The sequence below is a fragment of the Streptomyces sp. IBSNAI002 genome, from assembly GCF_052244475.1.
Classification (GTDB): domain Bacteria; phylum Actinomycetota; class Actinomycetes; order Streptomycetales; family Streptomycetaceae; genus Streptomyces.
Map to the genome: position 1 here is coordinate 5902692 of NZ_JBQPXG010000002.1, position 20736 is coordinate 5923427.

19 protein-coding genes and 1 riboswitch are annotated in these 20736 nt (G+C 71.5%); of the genes, 17 read left to right on the plus strand and 2 right to left on the minus strand.

Annotated elements, in window-relative coordinates; genetic code table 11:
* Positions 1-105 precede the first annotated feature (105 nt).
* A riboswitch (glycine riboswitch) is annotated at positions 106-209 on the minus strand.
* A 221-nt stretch (positions 210-430) separates the two neighbouring features.
* The 11 genes from ACTVZO_RS28515 (at position 431) to ACTVZO_RS28565 (ending at position 12337) form a co-directional block, all read left to right on the plus strand.
* Positions 431-1108, plus strand: coding sequence for an AAA family ATPase (locus ACTVZO_RS28515; protein WP_443303294.1), 678 nt, complete (start codon positions 431-433; stop codon positions 1106-1108).
* A gap of 144 nt (positions 1109-1252) precedes the next feature.
* A complete protein-coding gene (locus ACTVZO_RS28520) occupies positions 1253-2005 on the plus strand; it encodes an enhanced serine sensitivity protein SseB (RefSeq protein WP_443301059.1) in 753 nt (250 codons plus the stop codon).
* Positions 2006-2059: 54 nt separating this feature from the next.
* Positions 2060-2800 carry an enhanced serine sensitivity protein SseB C-terminal domain-containing protein gene (locus tag ACTVZO_RS28525; protein WP_385062246.1) on the plus strand — a complete coding sequence of 247 codons (741 nt, stop codon included), beginning with the start codon at positions 2060-2062 and terminating at the stop codon, positions 2798-2800.
* A 453-nt stretch (positions 2801-3253) separates the two neighbouring features.
* Positions 3254-4249 carry an ABC transporter permease gene (locus ACTVZO_RS28530; protein ID WP_443301060.1) on the plus strand — a complete coding sequence of 332 codons (996 nt, stop codon included), beginning with the start codon at positions 3254-3256 and terminating at the stop codon, positions 4247-4249.
* A 73-nt stretch (positions 4250-4322) separates the two neighbouring features.
* Entirely contained in the window at positions 4323-6098 is a 1776-nt protein-coding gene (locus ACTVZO_RS28535) for an ABC transporter substrate-binding protein (RefSeq protein ID WP_443301061.1), read from the plus strand.
* A 152-nt stretch (positions 6099-6250) separates the two neighbouring features.
* Entirely contained in the window at positions 6251-7249 is a 999-nt protein-coding gene (locus tag ACTVZO_RS28540) for an ABC transporter permease (RefSeq protein WP_443301062.1), read from the plus strand.
* Positions 7246-8343 (plus strand): ABC transporter ATP-binding protein, encoded by a 1098-nt coding sequence (locus ACTVZO_RS28545; protein WP_443301063.1) that lies wholly within the window; start codon positions 7246-7248, stop codon positions 8341-8343. Before ACTVZO_RS28540 ends, ACTVZO_RS28545 begins: the two co-directional genes overlap by 4 nt.
* The gene (locus ACTVZO_RS28550; protein WP_443301064.1) at positions 8340-9470 is read left to right on the plus strand and encodes an ABC transporter ATP-binding protein; all 1131 of its coding nucleotides are present in this window, start codon (positions 8340-8342) and stop codon (positions 9468-9470) included. Before ACTVZO_RS28545 ends, ACTVZO_RS28550 begins: the two co-directional genes overlap by 4 nt.
* A 97-nt stretch (positions 9471-9567) precedes the next feature.
* Positions 9568-10224 carry a trimeric intracellular cation channel family protein gene (locus ACTVZO_RS28555; protein WP_443301065.1) on the plus strand — a complete coding sequence of 219 codons (657 nt, stop codon included), beginning with the start codon at positions 9568-9570 and terminating at the stop codon, positions 10222-10224.
* A gap of 47 nt (positions 10225-10271) precedes the next feature.
* On the plus strand, positions 10272-11126 hold the full coding sequence (locus ACTVZO_RS28560) for a thioesterase family protein (protein ID WP_443301066.1): 855 nt from the start codon (positions 10272-10274) through the stop codon (positions 11124-11126).
* Between the two features lie 47 nt (positions 11127-11173).
* A complete protein-coding gene (locus tag ACTVZO_RS28565; RefSeq protein ID WP_443301067.1) occupies positions 11174-12337 on the plus strand; it encodes a cysteine desulfurase family protein in 1164 nt (387 codons plus the stop codon).
* On the opposite strand, the gene ACTVZO_RS28570 is transcribed toward ACTVZO_RS28565, so the two are convergent.
* Positions 12330-13004 (minus strand): N-acetylmuramoyl-L-alanine amidase, encoded by a 675-nt coding sequence (locus tag ACTVZO_RS28570; protein ID WP_443301068.1) that lies wholly within the window; start codon positions 13002-13004, stop codon positions 12330-12332. The two genes, ACTVZO_RS28565 and ACTVZO_RS28570, sit on opposite strands and share 8 nt — an antisense overlap.
* A gap of 69 nt (positions 13005-13073) precedes the next feature.
* Here ACTVZO_RS28570 and mnmA point away from each other — a divergent pair, with 69 nt between their 5' ends.
* On the plus strand, positions 13074-14207 hold the full coding sequence (mnmA, locus tag ACTVZO_RS28575) for a tRNA 2-thiouridine(34) synthase MnmA (protein WP_443301069.1): 1134 nt from the start codon (positions 13074-13076) through the stop codon (positions 14205-14207).
* A gap of 4 nt (positions 14208-14211) precedes the next feature.
* Here the strand turns inward: mnmA and ACTVZO_RS28580 are convergent, their stop codons facing one another.
* On the minus strand, positions 14212-15141 hold the full coding sequence (locus tag ACTVZO_RS28580) for an NADP-dependent oxidoreductase (protein ID WP_443301070.1): 930 nt from the start codon (positions 15139-15141) through the stop codon (positions 14212-14214).
* A 121-nt stretch (positions 15142-15262) separates the two neighbouring features.
* On the opposite strand from ACTVZO_RS28580, the gene ACTVZO_RS28585 reads away from it, so the two are divergent.
* The 5 genes from ACTVZO_RS28585 to ligA all read left to right on the plus strand — a co-directional run bounded on the left by ACTVZO_RS28585 (position 15263) and on the right by ligA (position 20667).
* Positions 15263-16228, plus strand: coding sequence for a GlxA family transcriptional regulator (locus ACTVZO_RS28585; protein ID WP_443301071.1), 966 nt, complete (start codon positions 15263-15265; stop codon positions 16226-16228).
* 88 nt (positions 16229-16316) lie between these two features.
* On the plus strand, positions 16317-16661 hold the full coding sequence (locus ACTVZO_RS28590; protein ID WP_443301072.1) for a DUF1330 domain-containing protein: 345 nt from the start codon (positions 16317-16319) through the stop codon (positions 16659-16661).
* Between the two features lie 56 nt (positions 16662-16717).
* Positions 16718-17407: an SDR family oxidoreductase gene (locus tag ACTVZO_RS28595; RefSeq protein ID WP_443301073.1), complete on the plus strand. Its 690-nt coding sequence runs from the start codon at positions 16718-16720 to the stop codon at positions 17405-17407.
* The gene (locus ACTVZO_RS28600; RefSeq protein ID WP_443301074.1) at positions 17404-18387 is read left to right on the plus strand and encodes a methionine synthase; all 984 of its coding nucleotides are present in this window, start codon (positions 17404-17406) and stop codon (positions 18385-18387) included. Before ACTVZO_RS28595 ends, ACTVZO_RS28600 begins: the two co-directional genes overlap by 4 nt.
* A 30-nt stretch (positions 18388-18417) precedes the next feature.
* Positions 18418-20667: an NAD-dependent DNA ligase LigA gene (gene ligA, locus ACTVZO_RS28605; RefSeq protein WP_443301075.1), complete on the plus strand. Its 2250-nt coding sequence runs from the start codon at positions 18418-18420 to the stop codon at positions 20665-20667.
* Positions 20668-20736: the final 69 nt, after the last annotated feature.

A 20736-nucleotide genomic window follows, 5' to 3' on the forward strand; every position in this document is an offset into this window, starting at 1 on the left:
TCATCGGAACCTGAGAGGTTCGCCGAGAGTTCCCCCACTGCCGGGGACGGTCGGCTTGCACCTTGGGTGGAGCCGTCCGTCGGACGGCTCGCTTTTCAGATCTGCCTCATCCACGCGGTACGGGGCCTGAGAGATTCAAGGGAGGTTCTTGCTCCTTCGGCGCCCGTGCACGGCCTCGCGGCGTGCCGGGACTCTCCCGCGCGGATTCAAGCGGCCGGTATGCAGTTGGTCCAGATGGCGCACATCATTGCACGCCACCGTGGTGATCGGGCGTGGGGCCCCGAAAGTTCGTACGGGGCCGGAAGGCTGGAACGGAACCGGTGCTGCCGGATTACCGTCTCTTTACACTCAGTGGGAAAGGGTCCTGTGACCCGATTCGGGGGAGGCGAACACTGTGCGGCGATTCGGAGTAGTGGCGGCTGTGGGAACCGTGGACGCGGTGCCGGCGCAGCGCGGCGCAGGTGCGGGTGCCGGTGCCGGTGCGGCGGCGTGCGCGGGTGCCGGTGCGGGTGCCGGTGCGGGTGCCGGTGCCGGACGGGTACGCGACCTGCGCGGGGCCGGGGCGCGGGGGGCGCGCCGGCTCGGCTTCGCCGCGGGCGACATCGTGGTGGTGTCCGGACTGCCGGGCGGGGGCAAGAGCACGCTGATCAAGCGGGCGGCCGCCGAGGGCGGCGCGATCGACTCCCAGGACACCCGCGAGCGCTGGGAGCGGCGGATGCCGGCGGGGCTGCCGTACGGGGCGTACCGGCCGCTGGTGCGGGCCGCGCACTACTGGGGGCTGTGGCGGACCCTGCGCTCCGGAGCCTCGGTGGTCGTGCACGACTGTGGAACCCAGGCCTGGGTCCGGGGCCTGCTCGCGGCCGTCGCGCGCCGTCGGGGCCGGGCGCTGCACCTGCTGCTCCTGGACAGCAGCCCGGAGGAGGCGCTGTCCGGCCAGGCGGCGCGGGGGCGCCGGGTCTCCGCGTACGCCTTCGCCCGTCACCGGGGCGCGGTGACCAGGCTCCTGCGCGAGGCCGAGGCCGGCCGTCCGCCGGCGGGCTGCGCCTCGGTCACCCTCCTGGACCGCCCCTCGGCCGCCGCCGTGTCCCGCATCGCCTTCCACGCCTAGGTCGTCTCTTTCGGATCTTGTCGCCCGGCGCGATCCGACAGAGACGGCCTAGGAGCGGGTTGCCCCGGCGGAGCCCGGGCGCCGGCGCAGCGGATAATCTCGCCACGACGTTCGGCGGGGACCACAGACGGAGGCACGGGGCACATGCAAGGCAGCGGCGGCGGGGGCGGCACCGGCTGGCCCGGGAATGAGCTGGAGCAGGTGCTCGGCGCGGCGCTCGGGCAGCCGGACGCCGGGGCCCGGATCCTGGAGGTGCTCGGGCGCAGCCAGGTCTGGGTGCCCCTGCCCGGCGGCGGCGCACCCGAGGCCGCGAGCCTCGACCTGCCGACCATGGACATCGGCGGGGCCGCGTACGTCCCCGTCTACAGTTCCGAGGCCCAGTTCCGCTACTGCGTCGGTCCCGGCATGGACTTCGCCGTGGCCCCCGCCGTGGAGTTCGCCCGCGGCCTGCCCCCGCAGCTCGGCATCGCGCTCAATCCCGAGGGCGCCGTCGGCGTCCCCCTGCCCCCGCCCGCCGTGGCGGAGCTGTGCCGTACCGGGCGGACCCCGCTCGACGGGCCGTCCACCGGCGGTCGGGTCCGGCTCTACGAGCCCGACTGGCAGCAGGACCCGGTGGACTTCCTGGCCGCCGCCGCGGAGGAGTTCCGCGCCACCGGCGTGGTCGCCGCCGCGCACCGCTGCCTCGCCAGCGTCGAGGGCGGGGAGCCGGAACTGTTCATCGGTGTCCGACTGGTGGGATGGGATCCCGAGACGCACGGCGCCCCGCTGGAGGCCCTCGGCCGGGCCCTGGCCCGCGTCCCGGCGCCCTGGCCGGTGCAGTTGATCCTCCTCGACGCCGTGCAGGACCCGGTCACGGACTGGATTCGTGAGCGCGTACGCCCCTTCTACCTTCCGTAGGGCCGCTTAAGCTGTGGTACGCGTGGACGACGGGCGGACGAAGAGGGGTACCGGGTGAGTGCGTCAGGCACGGCCGCGGCCGGGCAGGTCGAGCACATGCTGCGCCAGGTGACTCCCGGGCGCTATGAGAGCTACGAGTCACTTCTGCACGCCCTCGCCGAGGGCAGGGTGTGGATGCTGCTGTGGCAGGGGCAGCCGGGTTCCCCCGACGCCCAGTACGGCGGCATGGAGGTCGAGAGCCTCGGCTACGCGCCGTGCGTGACCTCCCCGCAGGAGCTGGCCGCCAGCGGCTGGAACCGGGGCTACGAGGTGGTCACCGGGCGGGACATCGCCCGCGCGCTCTACCCGGACCGCTGGGGCCTGTGGCTCAACCCGCACGCCCAGGGCGGCGGGCTCGGCGTCCCGTGGGCCGACCTGCGCCGGATCGCGACCGGCCTGGACCGGATGCCGGCCGGGCCGCTGCGGCTGTCCGAGCCCTCCCTGGAGCTGCCGCAGTTCTACGGGCTGCTGACCCAGCACGCGCACCGCACCCCGGCCGTCCGCTCGCTGCGCCGCGCCTGGGTACAGCCCGCGCTCGGGTCCCCGTACCTGGCGGTGGGGCTCGACCTGTACGACGCCTCCGCGCCCGCGCTGGAATCCGTACGGGAGATGATGCGCCAGTCGGTCGGCGTCGTCCCCGAGGGGGTTCCGGTGTGCACGGTCGCGCTGGCGGACGAGCACGACCCCGTCGCGATGTGGCTGCGCGCGCAGACCCGCCCGTTCTACGACCGCGAGGGCCAGGCGCCCGCGTACTGACAGGGGGATTCCGGCCGTACACCGCCCGGTTTCCAGACATCCGCATACCGAGACATCCATCTCGAAGGCCGCACCGGACCCATCGGTGCGGCCTTCGGCATATCCACCGAATGCGCCCAAGATCCAGGCCCGAAAGAGCAGTTGGGCCGGATGTCCGTTCCGCGCCGAACGGGCGGTGTTTCACCGCTCAACAGAGCGCGCGGTTCGGATAACGGAAGGTGGCGGTGCAGATCACGGTTGCGCATCACATCCCCGGCAGGTCTGGCGGCCGATTGAGAGGGCGTTGAAGACTCCCCCCACCGAAGGCCGGTCAATCTGACAACCACCAGCCCTTCACGTGCACTTCAGGCGCATTTCGCGCCAATCGCACCATCACGCGACGCCGAAAGAAACAAGCCGCCACAGCGGCGGGCATGGGCCGGCCACCGTCGGCCGAGAGGGGTCCCCACCACGATGACGGCACCACTGCACGACACCACCGCGGCCGAGCCCGCAGCCGTGGCCGCCCCCGGAGTTCCCCAGAAGGCGATCGAGGGACGTTCGCCGTGGAAGATCGCCTGGCTGCGCCTCAAGCGCGACAAGGTCGCCCTCGCCGGCGGTGTCATCGTGCTCCTGCTGATCCTCGTCGCGATCTTCGCGCCGCTGATCGTCAAGGCCTTCGGTCACCCGCCGGAGGAGCTGCACGAGGACATGCTGGACCCGCTGCTCGGCCTGCCGGCCGGCGACTGGGGCGGTATCAGCAGCGACTTCCTGCTGGGCGTCGAACCGGTCAACGGACGCGACGTGTTCAGCCGGATCGTCTACGGCGCCCGGATCTCGCTCCTGGTCGCCTTCCTGTCCGCCTTCGTGGCGGTCTCGCTGGGCACCTTCTTCGGCATCATCGCCGGCTACTTCGGCGGCTGGGTCGACGCGGCGATCAGCCGCGTGATGGACCTGCTGCTGGCCTTCCCGCAGCTGCTGTTCATCATCGCGCTGATCTCCGTCATCCCCGGCAAGCTGTGGGGCTTCGAGGGATCGGGCCTGCGGATCGCCGTACTGGTGCTGGTCATCGGATTCTTCGGCTGGCCCTACATCGGCCGCATCGTGCGCGGACAGACCCTGTCGCTGCGCGAACGCGAGTACGTCGAGGCCGCGCGCAGCCTCGGCGCGGGCCGCATGTACATCCTCTTCCGCGAACTGCTCCCGAACCTGGTGGCGCCCATCACCGTCTACTCGACGCTGATGATCCCCACCAACGTGCTGACCGAGGCCGCCCTCAGCTTCCTCGGCGTCGGCGTCAAGCCGCCCACACCGTCCTGGGGGGAAACCCTCTCCACGGCCGTGCGGACCTACGAGGACGATCCGCTCTTCATGATCTTCCCCGGCGTAGCGATCTTCATCACCGTGCTGGCCTTCAACCTCTTCGGCGACGGCGTCCGTGACGCCCTCGACCCGAAGGGCTCCCGCTAGCCATCGCAGGGCATACCAGGAACCGGCTTCGAGCCGTACGTACACCGTAACTACAACGGAGGTTGCGAGCACCGTGACTACCCATCGCACGTCGAAGCGCAGGCTTGCCGCTGGCACAGCCGTCGTGCTCGCGGTCATGCTGACCGCGACCGCCTGTGGCGGAAACGAGAAGAAGGACGACAAGCCGGCGGCCGGCGGCGGCTTCAACGCCGGCATCGGCAAGATCGCCAACGCGTCGGACAAGAAGGGCGGCGAGCTCAAGTTCGTCGGCACCCAGGAAGCCGACTCGTGGGACCCGCAGCGCGGCTACTACGGCTTCATGTGGGACTTCTCCCGCTACTACACGCGTCAGCTGGTCAGCTACAAGGCGGCCCCGGGCGAGCAGAGCACCGAGCTCGTCCCCGACCTCGCCACCGCCAAGGCCGACATCAGCGACGGCGGCAAGACGTACAAGTACACCCTCAAGGACAACGTGACCTGGGAGGACGGCACGCCCATCACCGCCCAGGACATCAAGTACGGCATCGAGCGCACCTGGGCCCAGGACGTCATCTCGGGCGGTCCGGTCTACCTGATGCAGGTCCTCGACCCGAAGACCGAGTACCCGGGCCCGTACAAGGACACCGCCCCGGACAAGCTCGGCCTCAAGGCGATCGAGACCCCGGACGCGAAGACCATCGTCTTCAAGCTCCCGCAGCCCAACGGTGACTTCGAGCAGATGCTGGCCATGCCGGCGGCGAGCCCGGTCAAGCAGGAGAAGGACACGGCGGCCAAGTACGGCCTGAAGCCCTTCTCGAGCGGCCCGTACAAGATCGACTCGTACGAGCCCAACAAGAGCATGAAGCTCTCGCGCAACGAGAACTGGAAGCCCGAGTCGGACACCATCCGCAAGGCGCTCCCGGACTCCATCTCGGTCACCTTCATGTCGAACGCGGACGACATGGACAAGCGCCTGATGAACGGCGAGTTCGACCTGGACCTCAACGCGACCGGCATCGGCCAGGCGGCCCGCGCCACCGCGCTGAAGGAGCACAAGGACAACCTGGACAACGGCCAGACCGGCTTCATCCGGTACGCCGTCTTCCCGCAGACCGTCGCGCCGTTCGACAACATCGAGTGCCGCAAGGCCGTCATCCACGCGGCCGACAAGAAGTCCCTGCAGACCGCCCGCGGCGGCCCGCAGGCCGGTGGCGACATCGCCCCCAACATGCTCCCGCTGGGCATCAAGGGCTCCGACGGCAAGTACGACCCGTACGAGGTCCTGAAGAACGACGGCAAGCCGAACGTCGAGAAGGCCAAGGAGGCCCTCAAGGCGTGCGGCAAGGAGTCCGGCTTCAAGACCACCATCGCGGTCCGCAACAACAAGCCGGTCGAGGTCGCCACGGCCGTCTCCCTGCAGAACGCCCTGAAGCAGGTCGGCATCGAGGCCGACGTCGACCAGTTCGACGGCGCCCAGACCTCCGGCATCATCGGTTCGCCGAAGGTCGTCAAGGAGAAGGGCTACGGCATCATCATCATGGGCTGGGGCGCCGACTTCCCGACCGGGCAGGGCTTCTCCCAGCCGCTGGTCGACGGCCGCTTCATCCTGCAGAGCGGCAACAACAACTTCTCCGAGCTGAACGACCCGGCGATCAACACCCTGTTCGACCAGGCCATCGCGGAGACCGACCCGACCAAGGCCGGCGACATCTACAAGCAGATGAACCAGAAGGTCTCCGAGGCCGCGGTCTACCTGCCCTTCGTCTACGACAAGACGATCACCTGGCGCAGCTCCCGCCTGACCAACGCGTACACCTCCGACGCCTACAACGGCCGGTACGACTACGCGTCGCTCGGTGTCATGAAGTAACGGTTCGTCCGTCAGGCAGTCAGCCAGGCAGTCCAGTTCCAGTGTTCCAGTGCCACACCCGCTAGGCACGAAGGGCAGGTGATGGCCGCGGTTTCGGCCTGGGGGCGCTCTCCAGAAGGGGGCGCCCCCGGGCCGCAGCCAGGCCGAGCGCAGTGCTTGCATATCTCATCCGACGGATCTTCGCCGTCATCGTCATGCTGTTGGTCATCTCGCTGGTGACCTTCGGAATCTTCTTCCTCTTCCCGAAGCTGATCGGGACGGATCCGGCGCTGTACTTCGTCGGCAAGCAGTCCGACCCCGCGGCCATCGAGGGCATCCGGCAGAAGATGGGTCTCGACGACCCGATCCTCGTCCAGTTCGGCAAGTTCGTCGTCGGGCTGGTGGCGGGTCGTACGTACGCCAACGGCTCCGACGTCACGCAATGCGCCGCGCCCTGCTTCGGCTACTCCTTCAAGACCGAGCAGGAGGTCTGGCCGCTGCTGCTGGACTGGCTGCCGGTCACCCTGGCGCTCGCGGCCGGCGCCGTCGTGATCTGGGTCATCGGCGGTGTCGCCACCGGCGTCATCTCCGCCCTCAAGCGCGGGACGGTCCTGGACCGTTCGGCGATGGGTGTCGCCCTCGCCGGCGTCTCCCTCCCCATCTACTTCACGGGCATGCTGTTCATCGCCTTCTTCTCCGACCAGCTCGGCTGGTTCGGGCGTCCCGAGGCGACGTTCGCCGACGATCCGGGCAAGTGGTTCAACGGCATGATCCTGCCGTGGGTCTCGCTCGCCTTCCTCTACGCGGCGATGTACGCGCGGCTCACCCGCGCGACCATGCTCGAAGTCCTCAACGAGGACTACATCCGCACCGCCCGGGCCAAGGGCCTGACCGAACCCGTCGTCATCGGCAAGCACGCCATGCGCTCCACGATGACGCCGATCCTGACCGTCCTCGGCCTGGACCTCGGCGCCCTGATGGGCGGCGCGGTGCTGACCGAGTCCACCTTCTCGCTGCACGGCCTCGGCTACAACGCGGTCCGCGCCATCAGCGACCACGACCTGCCGGTCATCCTGGGCATCACCCTGATCTCCGCGTTCTTCGTCGTCGCCGCGAACCTCATCGTCGACCTCATGTACGCGGTGATCGACCCCCGAGTGAGGCTGTCATGACCGATCTCACCAAGACCGGAGCTCTGCACGAGCCCGTCGACGGCACGCGGCCCCCCACCGCCTTCCTCGAGGTCCGCGACCTCAAGGTGCACTTCCCGACCGAGGACGGACTGGTCAAGTCGGTCGACGGGCTCTCCTTCACGCTGGAGAAGGGCAAGACCCTCGGCATCGTGGGCGAGTCCGGCTCCGGCAAGTCGGTCACCTCCCTCGGCATCATGGGCCTGCACCGCGTCGGCCAGTACGGCCGCCAGCGGGCCCGGATCTCCGGCGAGATCTGGCTGGACGGCAAGGAGCTGCTCTCCGCCGACGAGGACGAGGTGCGCCGGCTGCGCGGCCGGGAGATCGCGATGATCTTCCAGGACCCGCTGTCCGCGATGCACCCGTACTTCACCATCGGCAAGCAGATCGCCGAGGCCTACCGGGTCCACAACAAGGTCGACAAGAAGGCCGCGCGCAAGCGCGCCGTCGACCTCCTCGACCGCGTGGGCATCCCCGAGCCGCACAAGCGGGTCGACAGCTACCCGCACGAGTTCTCCGGCGGCATGCGCCAGCGCGCCATGATCGCGATGGCCCTGGTCAACAACCCCGAGCTGCTCATCGCGGACGAGCCGACGACCGCCCTGGACGTCACCGTCCAGGCGCAGATCCTCGACCTCATCCGGGACCTCCAGCAGGAGTTCGGCTCCGCCGTCATCATGATCACGCACGACCTGGGCGTGGTCGCCGAGATGGCCGACGAACTCCTCGTGATGTACGGCGGCCGGTGCGTCGAGCGCGGCACGGCCGAGAAGGTCTTCTACGAGCCCCGGCACCCGTACACCTGGGGCCTGCTGGGCTCGATGCCGCGCATCGACCGCGAACAGACCGAGCGCCTCATCCCGGTCAAGGGTTCGCCGCCCAGCCTCATCAACATCCCGAGCGGCTGTGCCTTCAACCCGCGCTGCCCGTACGCCGACGTGCCCAAGGACAACCTGACCCGCACGGTGCGGCCGGAGCTGGTCGAGGAGGACGGCAGCCGCCACTGGTCCGCCTGCCACATGTCGCAGGAGGAGCGGACCCGGATCTGGACCGAAGAGATTGCGCCGAAGCTGTGACCGACATCAAGAAGACGGACCCGGCCGTCATTCCCGAGCAGGCCACGGACTCTCCCGACGCTTCCGCCGCCGCTCCGGCTCCCGAGGTGCTCCTCAAGGTCAGCGGCCTGACCAAGCACTTCCCCATCACCAAGGGGCTGCTGCGCCGGCAGGCGGGCGCGGTCAAGGCCGTCGACGGCATCGACTTCGACGTCCGGCGCGGTGAGACCCTGGGCGTCGTCGGCGAGTCCGGCTGCGGCAAGTCGACCATGGGCCGGCTGATCACGCGGCTGCTCGAGCCGACGGGCGGCACCGTCGAGTTCGAGGGCAAGGACATCACGCACCTCGGCGTCGCCGGGATGCGGCCGATGCGCCGCGACATCCAGATGATCTTCCAGGACCCGTACGGCTCGCTGAACCCCCGGCACACGGTGGGCACGATCGTCAGCGCGCCGTTCAAGCTCCAGGGCGTGCAGCCGGAGGGCGGCCTCAAGGCGGAGGTGCAGCGCCTGCTGTCCCTCGTCGGCCTCAACCCCGAGCACTACAACCGCTACCCGCACGAGTTCTCGGGCGGCCAGCGCCAGCGCATCGGCATCGCGCGGGCCCTGGCGCTGAAGCCGAAGCTGGTCGTGGCGGACGAGCCCGTCTCGGCGCTCGACGTCTCCATCCAGGCCCAGGTGGTCAACCTGCTGGACGACCTCCAGCAGGAGCTCGGCCTCACGTACGTGATCATCGCGCACGACCTCTCGGTCATCCGGCACGTGTCGGACCGGATCGCGGTGATGTACCTCGGCAAGATCGTCGAGCTGGCGGACAACAAGTCGCTGTACGAGGCGCCGATGCACCCGTACACCACGGCGCTGATGTCGGCGGTGCCGGTGCCGGACCCGCGGCGGCGCGGCGCCAAGAGCGGCCGCATCCTGCTCAAGGGCGACGTGCCCTCGCCGATCTCCCCGCCGAGCGGCTGCCGCTTCCACACGCGGTGCTGGAAGGCGACGCAGGTCTGCACGACGCAGGAGCCGCCGCTGCTGGCCCTGAAGACCGGCCACCAGGTGGCCTGCCACCACCCCGAGAACGCCCCCGACCAGGCGCCGGGCGACAAGCCCCTGCCGGGCGCGGCGGACGCGGTGGTCACGGTTTCGGAGTAGCGGCCGAAAACCGCGGGCGGGGCTGGATCCCCATCCAGCCCCGCCGGCGTTGGAGGCGGGGGGCGGGCCGGGGCCCGCCACAGGCGACAATGAGCCGGTGCTCCACGATCTCTTCCCGCCAGGGGTTCAGCATGCGCTGGACCTCGCCGGCATCTTCGTCTTCGCCACCGCGGGCGCCCTGCTCGCCGTACGCAAGAACTTCGACGTCTTCGGCATCGCCGTCCTCGCGCTGGTCACCGCCCTCGGCGGCGGCCTCTTCCGTGACCTGGTCATCGGCGCGGTCCCCCCGGCCGCCTTCGGCGAGCTCAGCTTCTTCGTGACCCCGCTGATCGCCGCGGCGCTCGTCTTCTTCCTGCACCCCGAGGTCCAGCGGATCAACCGTGCCATCAACGTCTTCGACGCGGCTGGCCTCGCCCTCTTCTGCGTGACGGGCACGACCAAGGCCTACGAGTACGGCCTCGGCCTCACCGCGTCCGCCGCCCTGGGACTGGCCACGGCCGTCGGCGGCGGCGTACTGCGCGACGTACTCGCCAACGAGGTGCCGTCCCTGCTGCGCGACCGCGAGATGTACGCCGTGCCGGCCGTCGTCGGCGCCGCGATGGTCGCCGTCGCCATCGGCTTCGAGGCCCTCAACGCCGTGACCACCGGCCTCGCGATCGTCACCACGTTCGTCCTGCGCCTGCTCGCCATGCGCTACCACTGGCGTGCGCCGCTGGCCTGGAACCGCCGCTCGTCCGTGGCCGAAGAGCCGTAACAAAAGAAAGCTACCGCTTAGTAGGAAGCCGGTGTACCGTCGGTTTCATGTCACACGCAGCTGCCCAGGCAACCATCGGCGACAGCGAGTTCGACCGCGACACCACCGTCACCGCGCGCGCGGACGAGTCCGGGGTGTACGACGCGGAGCTCTCCGCCGGCTGGACGATCATCAGCGCCGTCAACGGCGGATACCTGCTGGCCCTCGTCGGCCGGGCCCTGGCGGCCGCCCTGCCGCACCCCGACCCGTTCACCGTCTCCGCGCACTACCTGACCTCCTCCGTGCCCGGCCCCGCCGTGATCCGCACGCAGGTCGTACGGATCGGCCGCACCCTCTCCACCGGCCAGGCCTCGCTGTTCCAGTACGACGAGAGCGGCGCCGAGGTCGAGCGCATCCGCGTCCTCGCCTCCTACGGCGACCTCTCGGCCCTGTCCGACGAGGTGCGGACCACGGCCCTGCCGCCCGTGATGCCGGCCTACGAGGACTGCATCGGCCCCGAGGCCGGCCCCGCGCCGATCCCCGGGAGCTCCGCGATCGTCGACCGGCTGCGGCTGCGGCTGGACCCCGCGACCGCCGGCTGGGCGCTGGGCGCACCCTCGGGCAAGGGCGAGATGCGGGCCTGGTTCGAGCTGGCCGACGGCCGCGACGCCGACCCGCTGTCCATGCTGCTGGCGGTGGACGCGCTGCCCCCGACCGCCTTCGACCTCGGCCTGATGGGCTGGACCCCGACCGTGGAGCTCACCACCCACATCCGCCGCCGCCCGGCCCCCGGCCCGCTGCGGATCTCCATCACCACCCGCAACCTGGCGGGCGGCTTCCTCGAAGAGGACGCCGAGGTCTGGGACTCGGCCGGCCACCTGGTCGCCCAGTCCCGCCAGCTCGCCCGGGCCCCCCGGACCTGACGGGCGGGGCGAGGGGAGGCCCGGCGGGCTCGTAGAATCGGGGGATCATGGCCTACCTCGACCACGCCGCCACCACCCCGATGCTGCCGGAGGCCGCCGCGGCGATGTCCGCGCAGTTCGCCGCCACGGGGAACGCGTCCTCCCTGCACGCCGCCGGCCGCCGGGCGCGCCGAACCGTCGAGGAGGCCCGCGAGGCCTTCGCCGACGCGATCGGCGCCCGCCCCAGCGAGGTGGTCTTCACCGCCGGCGGCACGGAGGCCGACAACCTCGCCGTCAAGGGCCTCTACTGGGCCCGCCGGGACGCCGACCCGGCCAGAACCCGGGTGCTGGCCAGCCCCGTCGAGCACCACGCCGTGCTCGACGCCGTCCACTGGCTGGCCGAGCACGAGGGCGCCCAGGTCGAGTACCTGCCCGTGGACCGCTACGGGCGGGTGCACGCGGACGCCTTCCGCGCGGCGGTCGAGCGCAACCCCGGCGACGTGGCCCTGGCCACCGTCATGTGGGCGAACAACGAGATCGGCACCGTCATGCCGGTGCACGAACTGGCCGCCGTCGCCCGCGAACACGGCATCCCCCTGCACTCCGACGCCGTCCAGGCCTTCGGACAGCTCGACGTCTCCTTCGGCGACAGCGGCCTCGCCGCCATGACCGTCAGCGGTCACAAGGTCGGCGGCCCGTACGGGATCGGCGCCCTGCTGCTGGGCCGCGACCAGAGCCCCGTCCCCGTCCTGCACGGCGGTGGCCAGGAGCGGCACGTGCGCTCCGGCACCCTCGACGTGCCGGCCATCGCCGCCTTCGCGGTGGCCGCCGTCCTCGCCGCCGAGCGGCGCGAACGCTTCGCCACCGAGATCGGCGGGCTGCGCGACGAGCTGGTCGCCGCCGTCCGCGCGGCCGTTCCGGACGCCGTGCTCGGCGGAGACCCCGACGACCGGCTCCCGGCCAACGCGCACTTCAGCTTCCCCGGCTGCGAGGGCGACTCGCTGCTGCTGCTGCTCGACGCCCAGGGCATCGAGTGCTCCACGGGCTCGGCCTGCACCGCGGGCGTCGCCCAGCCCAGCCACGTCCTGCTGGCCACCGGGACCGACCCTCAGCTGGCCCGCGGCACCCTGCGCTTCTCCCTGGGCCACACCTCCACCAAGGAGGACGTCGCCGCCCTGGCCGCGGCCATCGGCCCGGCCGTCGAACGCGCCCGCACGGCGGGCCTCAGCTAGCCGGGCCCGCCCCGGGGGCCTCCCGGACGAGGCGTATGTAGCGGTCCCAGTCCCAGTGGCGGCCCGGGTCCGTGTGGTCGGCGCCCGGGACCTCCGAGTGGCCGACGATGTGCTTGCGGTCCGCCGGAATCCCGTACCGCCGGCAGACGTCGGCCGCCAGCCGGGCCGACGCCGCGTACATCGCGTCCGTGAAGTCCTGCGGCCGGTCGACGAAGCCCACGTGCTCGATGCCGATGCTGCGCTCGTTCATCGAGCGGTTCGCCGCGTGGAAGGCCACGTCCATCTCGCGCACCAGCTGTTCCACATGGCCGTCGCCGCGCACCATGTAGTGCGCCGACGCCCGGTGGAACGGGTTCTTGAAGGCCTGCACCGAGCCCTCGAAGCTGCCCTGTGTGACATGCACGACGATCCGGTCCACCCGGTAGTCGTCGGGCCGGTCCGCCATCCGCCAGTTCGCGGGCGATGCCGAGGTCCAGCTCGCACCCGCGTGGTCCAGCTCGCCCTCCTTGCGCGGCTTGGCCACTCCCGGTACCAGCCACCAGGCCCGGCCGATCTCGTCGCGGCCGGCGACCGCCGCCGCCGCCGCGACGACACCGAGCCCGCCGAACAGCACCGCCCTGCGGGTCCGGCTCCGCGGTTTCGATCCCTTGTTCCCCGACTCGGTCATGTGATCCACCCCCCGTACCCGATAACGCGCTGTGACCCCGCTCGGTTCCCCCGTACCCTGGAAGGTGCTATGACTGAGAACCTGCCGCGCGCACCCCGCCCGCTTCGCGTCCTGGCCGCCATGTCCGGGGGCGTGGACTCCGCCGTCGCCGCCGCCCGCGCGGTCGAAGCCGGGCACGAGGTGACCGGCGTCCACCTCGCGCTCTCCGCGAACCCGCAGTCCTTCCGGACCGGGGCCCGCGGCTGCTGCACCATCGAGGACTCCCGCGACGCCCGCCGCGCCGCGGACGTCATCGGCATCCCCTTCTACGTCTGGGACCTCGCCGAGCGCTTCCGCGAGGACGTGGTCGAGGACTTCATCTCCGAGTACGAGGCCGGGCGCACCCCGAACCCCTGCCTGCGCTGCAACGAGAAGATCAAGTTCGCGGCGCTCCTCGACAAGGCCCTCGCCCTCGGCTTCGACGCCGTCTGCACCGGGCACTACGCCACCGTCGTCCTGAACGAGGACGGCTCCCGCGAGCTGCACCGCGCCTCCGACATGGCCAAGGACCAGTCGTACGTCCTCGGCGTCCTCGACGAGAAGCAGCTCGCCCACGCCCTCTTCCCGCTCGGCGACACCCTGACCACCAAGGAAGAGATCCGCGCCGAGGCCGAGGAGCGCGGCCTGGCCGTGGCCAAGAAGCCCGACAGCCACGACATCTGCTTCATCGCCGACGGCGACACCCAGGGCTTCCTCGCGAACCGCCTCGGCAAGGCCGAGGGCGACATCGTCGACGGGGCGACCGGCGAGAAGGTCGGCACCCACGACGGCGCCTTCGGCTTCACCATCGGCCAGCGCAAGGGCCTGCGCATCGGCCACCCCGCCGCCGACGGCAAGCCGCGCTACGTCCTCGACATCTCCCCGGTGAACAACACCGTCACCGTCGGCCCCGTCGAGGCCCTGGACGTGACCGCCCTGACCGCGATCCGCCCGCGCTGGTGCGGCTCCACGGCCGCCGCCCCGGGCACGTACACCGCGCAGCTGCGCGCCCACGGCGGCGAGACCGAGGTCTTCGCCGAGCTCGTGGACGACGAGCTGCGCGTCTCCTTCACCGAGCCGGTCCGCGGCGTGGCCCCCGGCCAGGCGATCGTGCTCTACGACGGCACCCGCGTGGTCGGCTCCGCCACCATCGCCACGACCCGGCGGGCCGCGGCCTCCGTATAGCGTCCTAGGCCTGGGCCACCGTCAGGACGATCTTGCCGGTGGTCCGGCCCAGCTCGCCGATCTCGTGGGCCTTCGCGGCCTGCTCCAGCGGCAGCACGGTGTCGACCAGCGGCTTGAGCAGGCCCTGCTCGACCAGGGCCGCGATCTCCTCCAGGCCCTTCAGGTCCGGCTCCACGAGGACCCAGTCGGCCCGCACGCCCCGGGTGTCGGCCGGGATGCCGTCCGGGCCGGGCAGGGTCACCAGGTGGCCGCCCGGCTTCAGCACGCTCAGCGAGCGCTGAGTGCAGTCCCCGCCGATGGCGTCGATCACGACGTCCACGTCCGTGACCGCGTCCTCGAAGTCCGTGGTGCGGTAGTCGATCACCTCGTCGGCGCCGAGCCCGCGCAGCACCTCGTGCTTGCCCGCGCTCGCGGTGCCGATCACGTACGCGCCGAGCGCCTTGGCGATCTGCACGGCCAGGTGCCCGACCCCGCCGGCCGCGGCGTGCACCAGCACCCGCTGCCCCGCCGTGACCCCGGCGGTGTCCACCAGCGCCTGCCAGGCGGTCAGCGCCGCCAGCGGAAGCGCGGCCGCCTGCACGTGGTCCAGCGAGGCGGGCTTGCGGGCGAAGTGCCGGGCCGGAGCCGTCACGTACTCGGCGTACGCACCGGCCTGCTGCGGGAAGCGCGGCATCCCGTACACCTCGTCGCCCACCCGGTGGACGGTCACGCCCGGTCCGACGGCCTCGACCGTGCCGGACACGTCCCAGCCCACCTGTGGGACCGGGCCCCAGGGGATCAGAGCGCCGGTGGCCCGGGTCTTCCAGTCGACCGGGTTCACGCCGGCCGCGTGGACCCGTACCAGGATCTCGCCCATGGCCGGCTCCGGCCGCTCCAGCTCGGTCTCGGTCAGTACCTCGGGTCCGCCCCACTGGCTGACGACGATGGCGCGCATGTGTTTCTCCTCGGGTTCCGCAGCCGTTCCAGGTGTCTCCGGTGCTGCTCTGCAACCAGCCTCGGCGTCGGAAGCGGGTCGTGGTATTGGCCGGACGGCCACCATGTGACAGGATCTGGCCATGCACCGTATCGCCGTACTCGCGCTCGAAGGAGCCCCGCCGTTCGAGCTCGGGATCCCCTCCCGGGTCTTCGGAAACGCCCAGGACGAGGCCGGGAACCCGCTCTACGAGCTGACCGTCTGCACCGCCGACGGACAGCCCGTGGCCAGCGACGCGGGCTTCACCGTGGTCGTCTCGGCGGGCCCCGAGGCGCTCGCCGCGGCCGACACGGTGATCGTCACGCCCACGCACTCCATGGACGACCTCGCGCACGGCGCGCCCCTGCCGCAGGCGCTGGCCGACGCCCTCGCCGCGATCCGGCCCGGCACCCGGCTGGTCTCCCTGTGCACCGGCTCCGCCGTCCTCGCCGCGGCCGGGCTGCTCGACGGCCGGCCCGCCACCACGCACTGGAAGCACGCCCCCGAGTTCCAGCGGGGCTTCCCGCAGGTCCGGCTCGACGAGGAGGTCCTCTTCGTCGACGACGGGGACATCCTCACCTCGGCGGGCGTGGCGGCCGGCGTCGACCTCTGCCTCTACCTGATCCGCCAGGACCACGGCTCCGCGGTCGCCAACCGGGCCGCGCGCCTGTGCGTCGTCCCGCCCTGGCGCGACGGCGGCCAGGCCCAGTACATCGACCGCCCGGTCCCCGAACCCACCGTCGCCACGACCACCGCCACCCGCGCCTGGGCCCTGGAACGCCTCGCCGAGCCGATCACCCTGGCCGAGCTCGCCGCCCACGCCCGGATGAGCCTGCGCACCTTCACCCGGCGGTTCCGCGACGAGGTCGGCATGACCCCCGTCCAGTGGCTGACCACCCAACGCCTGGAGATCGCACGCCACTTGCTGGAGTCCAGCGACCTGCCGGTCGACCTGGTCGCCCACCGGGCCGGCTTCGGCTCCGCCAACTCCCTGCGCCAGCACATGCGGACCGCGCTCGGCGTCTCCCCGATCGCCTACCGGCGCACCTTCCAGCCCGCTCCGGCATGACCCCCGAGGTAATCGCGGCCGCGGCCACGCCCTGTCAGGATCGGACCAACGGCCCGCACCGGCAGGCCGATTGACAGGGAAGCAGACCATGACGGCCTACGGCATCGCCCACATCCGCCCCGAGAGCGTCAACGAGGACATCCTCGAGTACATCGAGCGGATCCAGTCGACCATGGAGCCTTTCGGCGGCCGCTTCCTCGTGCACGGCGCGGAGGTCGAGGTGATGGAGGGGCCCTTCCCCGGCACGGTCGTCGTGGTCGGCTTCCCGGACATGGCCCGCGCCCGCGCCTGGTACGCCTCACCCGCCTACCAGGCGCTCGTCCCCCTGCGCACCCGCCACATGGCGGGGGAGGTCATCCTGGTCGAGGGCGTCCCGGCGGACTACGACGCGCGGAAGACGGCCGCCGCCCTGCGCGCGGCCGCGGGCCTCTGACGACGGCCGACCGGGCCGTGCCGGCCGATCGGGCCGGGGGTGCGAGCATGGGCGGTATGGCTACTCACCTGATCACCGGTGCCGGGTCCGGCATCGGCGCCGCCGTCGCCGCCCGCCTGCACGCCCGCGGTGACGACCTCGTCCTCCTCGCCCGGGACGCCGCCCGCGGCAAGCAGCTCGTCGAGCGGTACCCCGGGGCGGGCGTGCTCGTCGGCGACCTCGCCGACCCCGACCGGCTCTCGTGGGCCTTCTCCAAGCAGGCCCTCCCCGAGCGCATCGACTCCCTGCTGCACGTCGCCGGGATCGTGGACCTCGGACCGGTCGGCGAACTGCGCCCCAAGACCTGGCACCAGCAGCTCAACGTGAACCTGATCGCCCCCGCCGAGGTCACCCGGCTGCTGCTGCCCACCCTTCGCGCCTCGAAGGCCACCGTCGTCTTCGTGAACTCCGGCGCCGGCCTGCACGCCCACGCCGACTGGAGCGCCTACGCCGCCTCCAAGCACGGGCTGAAGGCGCTCGCCGACTCGCTGCGCGAGGAGGAGAAGGCGAACGGGATCCGCGTGACCTCCGTCTACCCGGGGCGCACCGCCAGCCCCATGCAGGCCAAGGTGCACTCCCAGGAGGGCAAGGAGTACGACCCGGCCGCCTGGATCGACCCCGAGTCCGTGGCCACCACCGTCGTCATGGCCGTCGACCTGCCGCGCGACGCCGAGGTCAACGACCTGACCGTGCGGCCGGGCCGGTGAGCGCGAGCGCCACCGGCGTCGGTTCGCTGCCCGGCGGGGACGCCCGCGAGGCGGCCAAGACCGTGACGGGCTCCTTCGAGGAGTTCCCGTACCTCGCCGAACTGCCCGCCCGCGGCCCCGGCGCGGACATGATCGGCCGCTCCCTCGGGCTGCTGGTCGACATGTACGCGCACGTCGAGCCCAGCGGCTGGCGGGTGAGCGACCGCCCGGGACGCGACAGCAAGCGCGCGCGGTCCTGGCTCGGCGAGGACCTCGACGCCCTGGAGGAGTTCACCCAGGGGTACACCGGCCGGCTCAAGGTCCAGGCCGTCGGCCCGTGGACGCTGGCCGCGGCCCTGGAGCTGCACGGCGGCGAGGCCATGCTCCAGGACGCCGGCGCCTGCCGGGACCTCGCCGGATCGCTCGCCGAGGGCCTGCGCGGGCACCTGGCCGACGTACGCAGGCGGATCCCCGGCGCGGAGGTCGTGCTGCAGTTCGACGAGCCCTCGCTGACCGCCGTACTGCTCGGGCGGGTGCGCTCCGCGAGCGGCTACCGGACGTACCGCGCCGTCGACCGGCAGCTCGTCGAGGGGACCCTGCGCGAGCTGTTCGCCGTCCACGACGGAGACGTGATCGTGCACTCCTGCGCCCCCGAGGTCCCCTTCGGGCTGCTGCGGCGGGCCGGCGCCGCAGGCGTGTCGTTCGATTTCTCGTTGCTCACCGAGCGCGAGGACGACGCCCTCGGCGAGGCCGTCGAAGGAGGGACGAAACTCTTCGCCGGAGTGGTGCCCGGCACCGACGGCCCGTTGTCGGACCCTGCCGGTAGCGTCATGGGTGTCAGGAAGCTCTGGCGCAGGCTGGGGCTGGCCCCGGGGGCTCTCGCGGAGTCCGTCGTGGTCACCCCGTCGTGCGGTCTGGCGGGCGCTTCGCCCGCCTACGCCCGCGCGGCGCAGGCGCATTGCGTCAGGGCGGCGAGGTCGCTCGCCGACAACCCTGAGTGACGGTCGAGACGGGCCACGGGAGGACACGGCATGGCAGCCGAACAGCAGGACACGGCAGTACCGGCGGCGGTGCGTGAGCAGCACGCGCTGCTGGCCGAACAGATCGAGGAGCACCGCTTCCGGTACTACGTGAACGACCAGCCGGTCGTGAGCGACGCCGAGTTCGACAAGCTGCTGCGCTCGCTGGAGGCGCTGGAGGAGCAGTACCCGGAGCTGCGCACGCCCGACTCGCCCACCCAGAAGGTGGCCGGGGCGTACGAGACGGACTTCGCCTCCGTCGAGCACCGCGAGCGCATGCTCTCCCTCGACAACGCCTTCGACGGGGAGGAGCTGTCCGCCTGGGCCGACCGGGTGGCCCGGGACGTGAACACCCAGGACTACCACTACCTCTGCGAGCTGAAGGTGGACGGCCTCGCCGTCAACCTCACCTACGAGAACGGCCGCCTGACCCGCGCGGCCACCCGCGGCGACGGCCGCACCGGTGAGGACATCACGCCCAACGTCCGCACCATCGCCGAGATCCCGGACCGGCTGAAGGGCGACCGGATCCCGGCCCTCGTCGAGATCCGCGGCGAGGTCTACTTCCCGATGGAGAAGTTCGAGGAGCTCAACGCCCGGCTCGTCGCCGCCGAGGGCAGGCCCTTCTCCAACCCGCGCAACGCGGCGTCCGGTTCGCTGCGCCAGAAGGACCCGAAGGTCACCGCGAGCCGTCCGCTGCACATGGTCGTGCACGGCATCGGCGCCCGCGAGGGCTTCGGCATCGAGCGCCAGTCGCAGGCGTACGAGCTGCTGCGGGAGTGGGGCCTGCCGACCGCCCGGCACAACAAGGTGGTCTCCTCCCTCGCCGAGGTCCGCGAGTTCATCTCGTACTTCGGCGAGAACCGGCACTCCGTGGAGCACGAGATCGACGGCGTCGTCGTCAAGCTCGACGAGATCGCGCTCCAGGGACGGCTCGGCTCCACGGCGCGCGCACCGCGCTGGGCCATCGCCTGGAAGTACGCCCCCGAGGAGGTCAACACCAAGCTGATCGACATCAAGGTCGGCGTCGGCCGGACCGGGCGCGTCACCCCGTACGCGCAGGTGGAGCCCGTCCACGTGGCGGGCTCCGAGGTGGAGTTCGCGACCCTGCACAACCAGGAGGTCGTCAAGGCCAAGGGCGTGCTCATCGGGGACACCGTCGTGCTGCGCAAGGCGGGCGACGTCATCCCCGAGATCCTCGGGCCGGTGGTGGACCTGCGGGACGGCAGCGAGCGGGAGTTCGTGATGCCGGCCGAGTGCCCCGCGTGCGGGACGGAGCTGCGTCCGATGAAGGAGGGGGACATCGACGTCCGGTGCCCCAACGCGCAGACCTGCCCCGCGCAGCTGCGCGAGCGCGTGTTCTACCTGGCCGGCCGGCAGTCCCTGGACATCGAGAACTTCGGCATGGTGGCGGCCGCCGCGCTGACCGGCCCGCTGGAGCCGGCGCAGCCGCCGCTGCTGGACGAGGGCGACCTGTTCGGCCTGACCATCGAGCAGCTGCTCCCCATCAAGGCGTACGTCCTGGACCCGGACAGCGGACTGCCCAAGCGGGACCCGAAGACCGGCGAGGAGAAGATCGTCACGGTCTTCGCCAACCAGAAGGGCGAGCCGAAGAAGAACGCGCTGGCCATGCTGGAGCACATCGCCGCCGCCAAGGAGCGCCCGCTCGCCCGCATCATCAACGGCCTGTCGATCCGTCACGTGGGACCGGTCGCCGCCGAGGCCCTGGCCCGCGAGTTCCGGTCGATCGACGGCATCCGGAACGCCACCGAGGAGCAGCTGACGGCCACCGACGGGGTCGGCGCGATCATCGCGGCCTCCGTCAAGGAGTGGTTCGACGTCGGCTGGCACCAGGAGATCCTGCGCAAGTGGCAGGAGGCCGGGGTCCGGATGGAGGAGGAAGGTTCCGCCGAGGAGGAGGGGCCGCGCCCGCTGGAGGGGCTGACCGTCGTCGTCACCGGCACCCTGCAGAGCCACACCCGCGACGGTGCGAAGGAGGCCCTGCAGAGCCGCGGGGCCAAGGTCACCGGATCGGTGTCGAAGAAGACCTCCTTCGTCGTGGTCGGCGACAACCCGGGCTCCAAGTACGACAAGGCCGTGCAGCTGAAGCTCGCCATCCTCGACGACGCCGGGTTCGAGGTCCTGCTGGAGCAGGGACCGGACGCGGCCCGTGAGGCCGCGCTTCCGGTGGACGGCGACGGCGACGGCGGAGCGCAGGAGCGGCCGGAAGGCAATCGCCCGGACACATCCGCGGGTGAGTAGCGAAGGTGAACGGATGCGCGGCGTGCGGCCGTACGGGCGGGCGCACGCCAGGCGCGACGGACGGTGGTA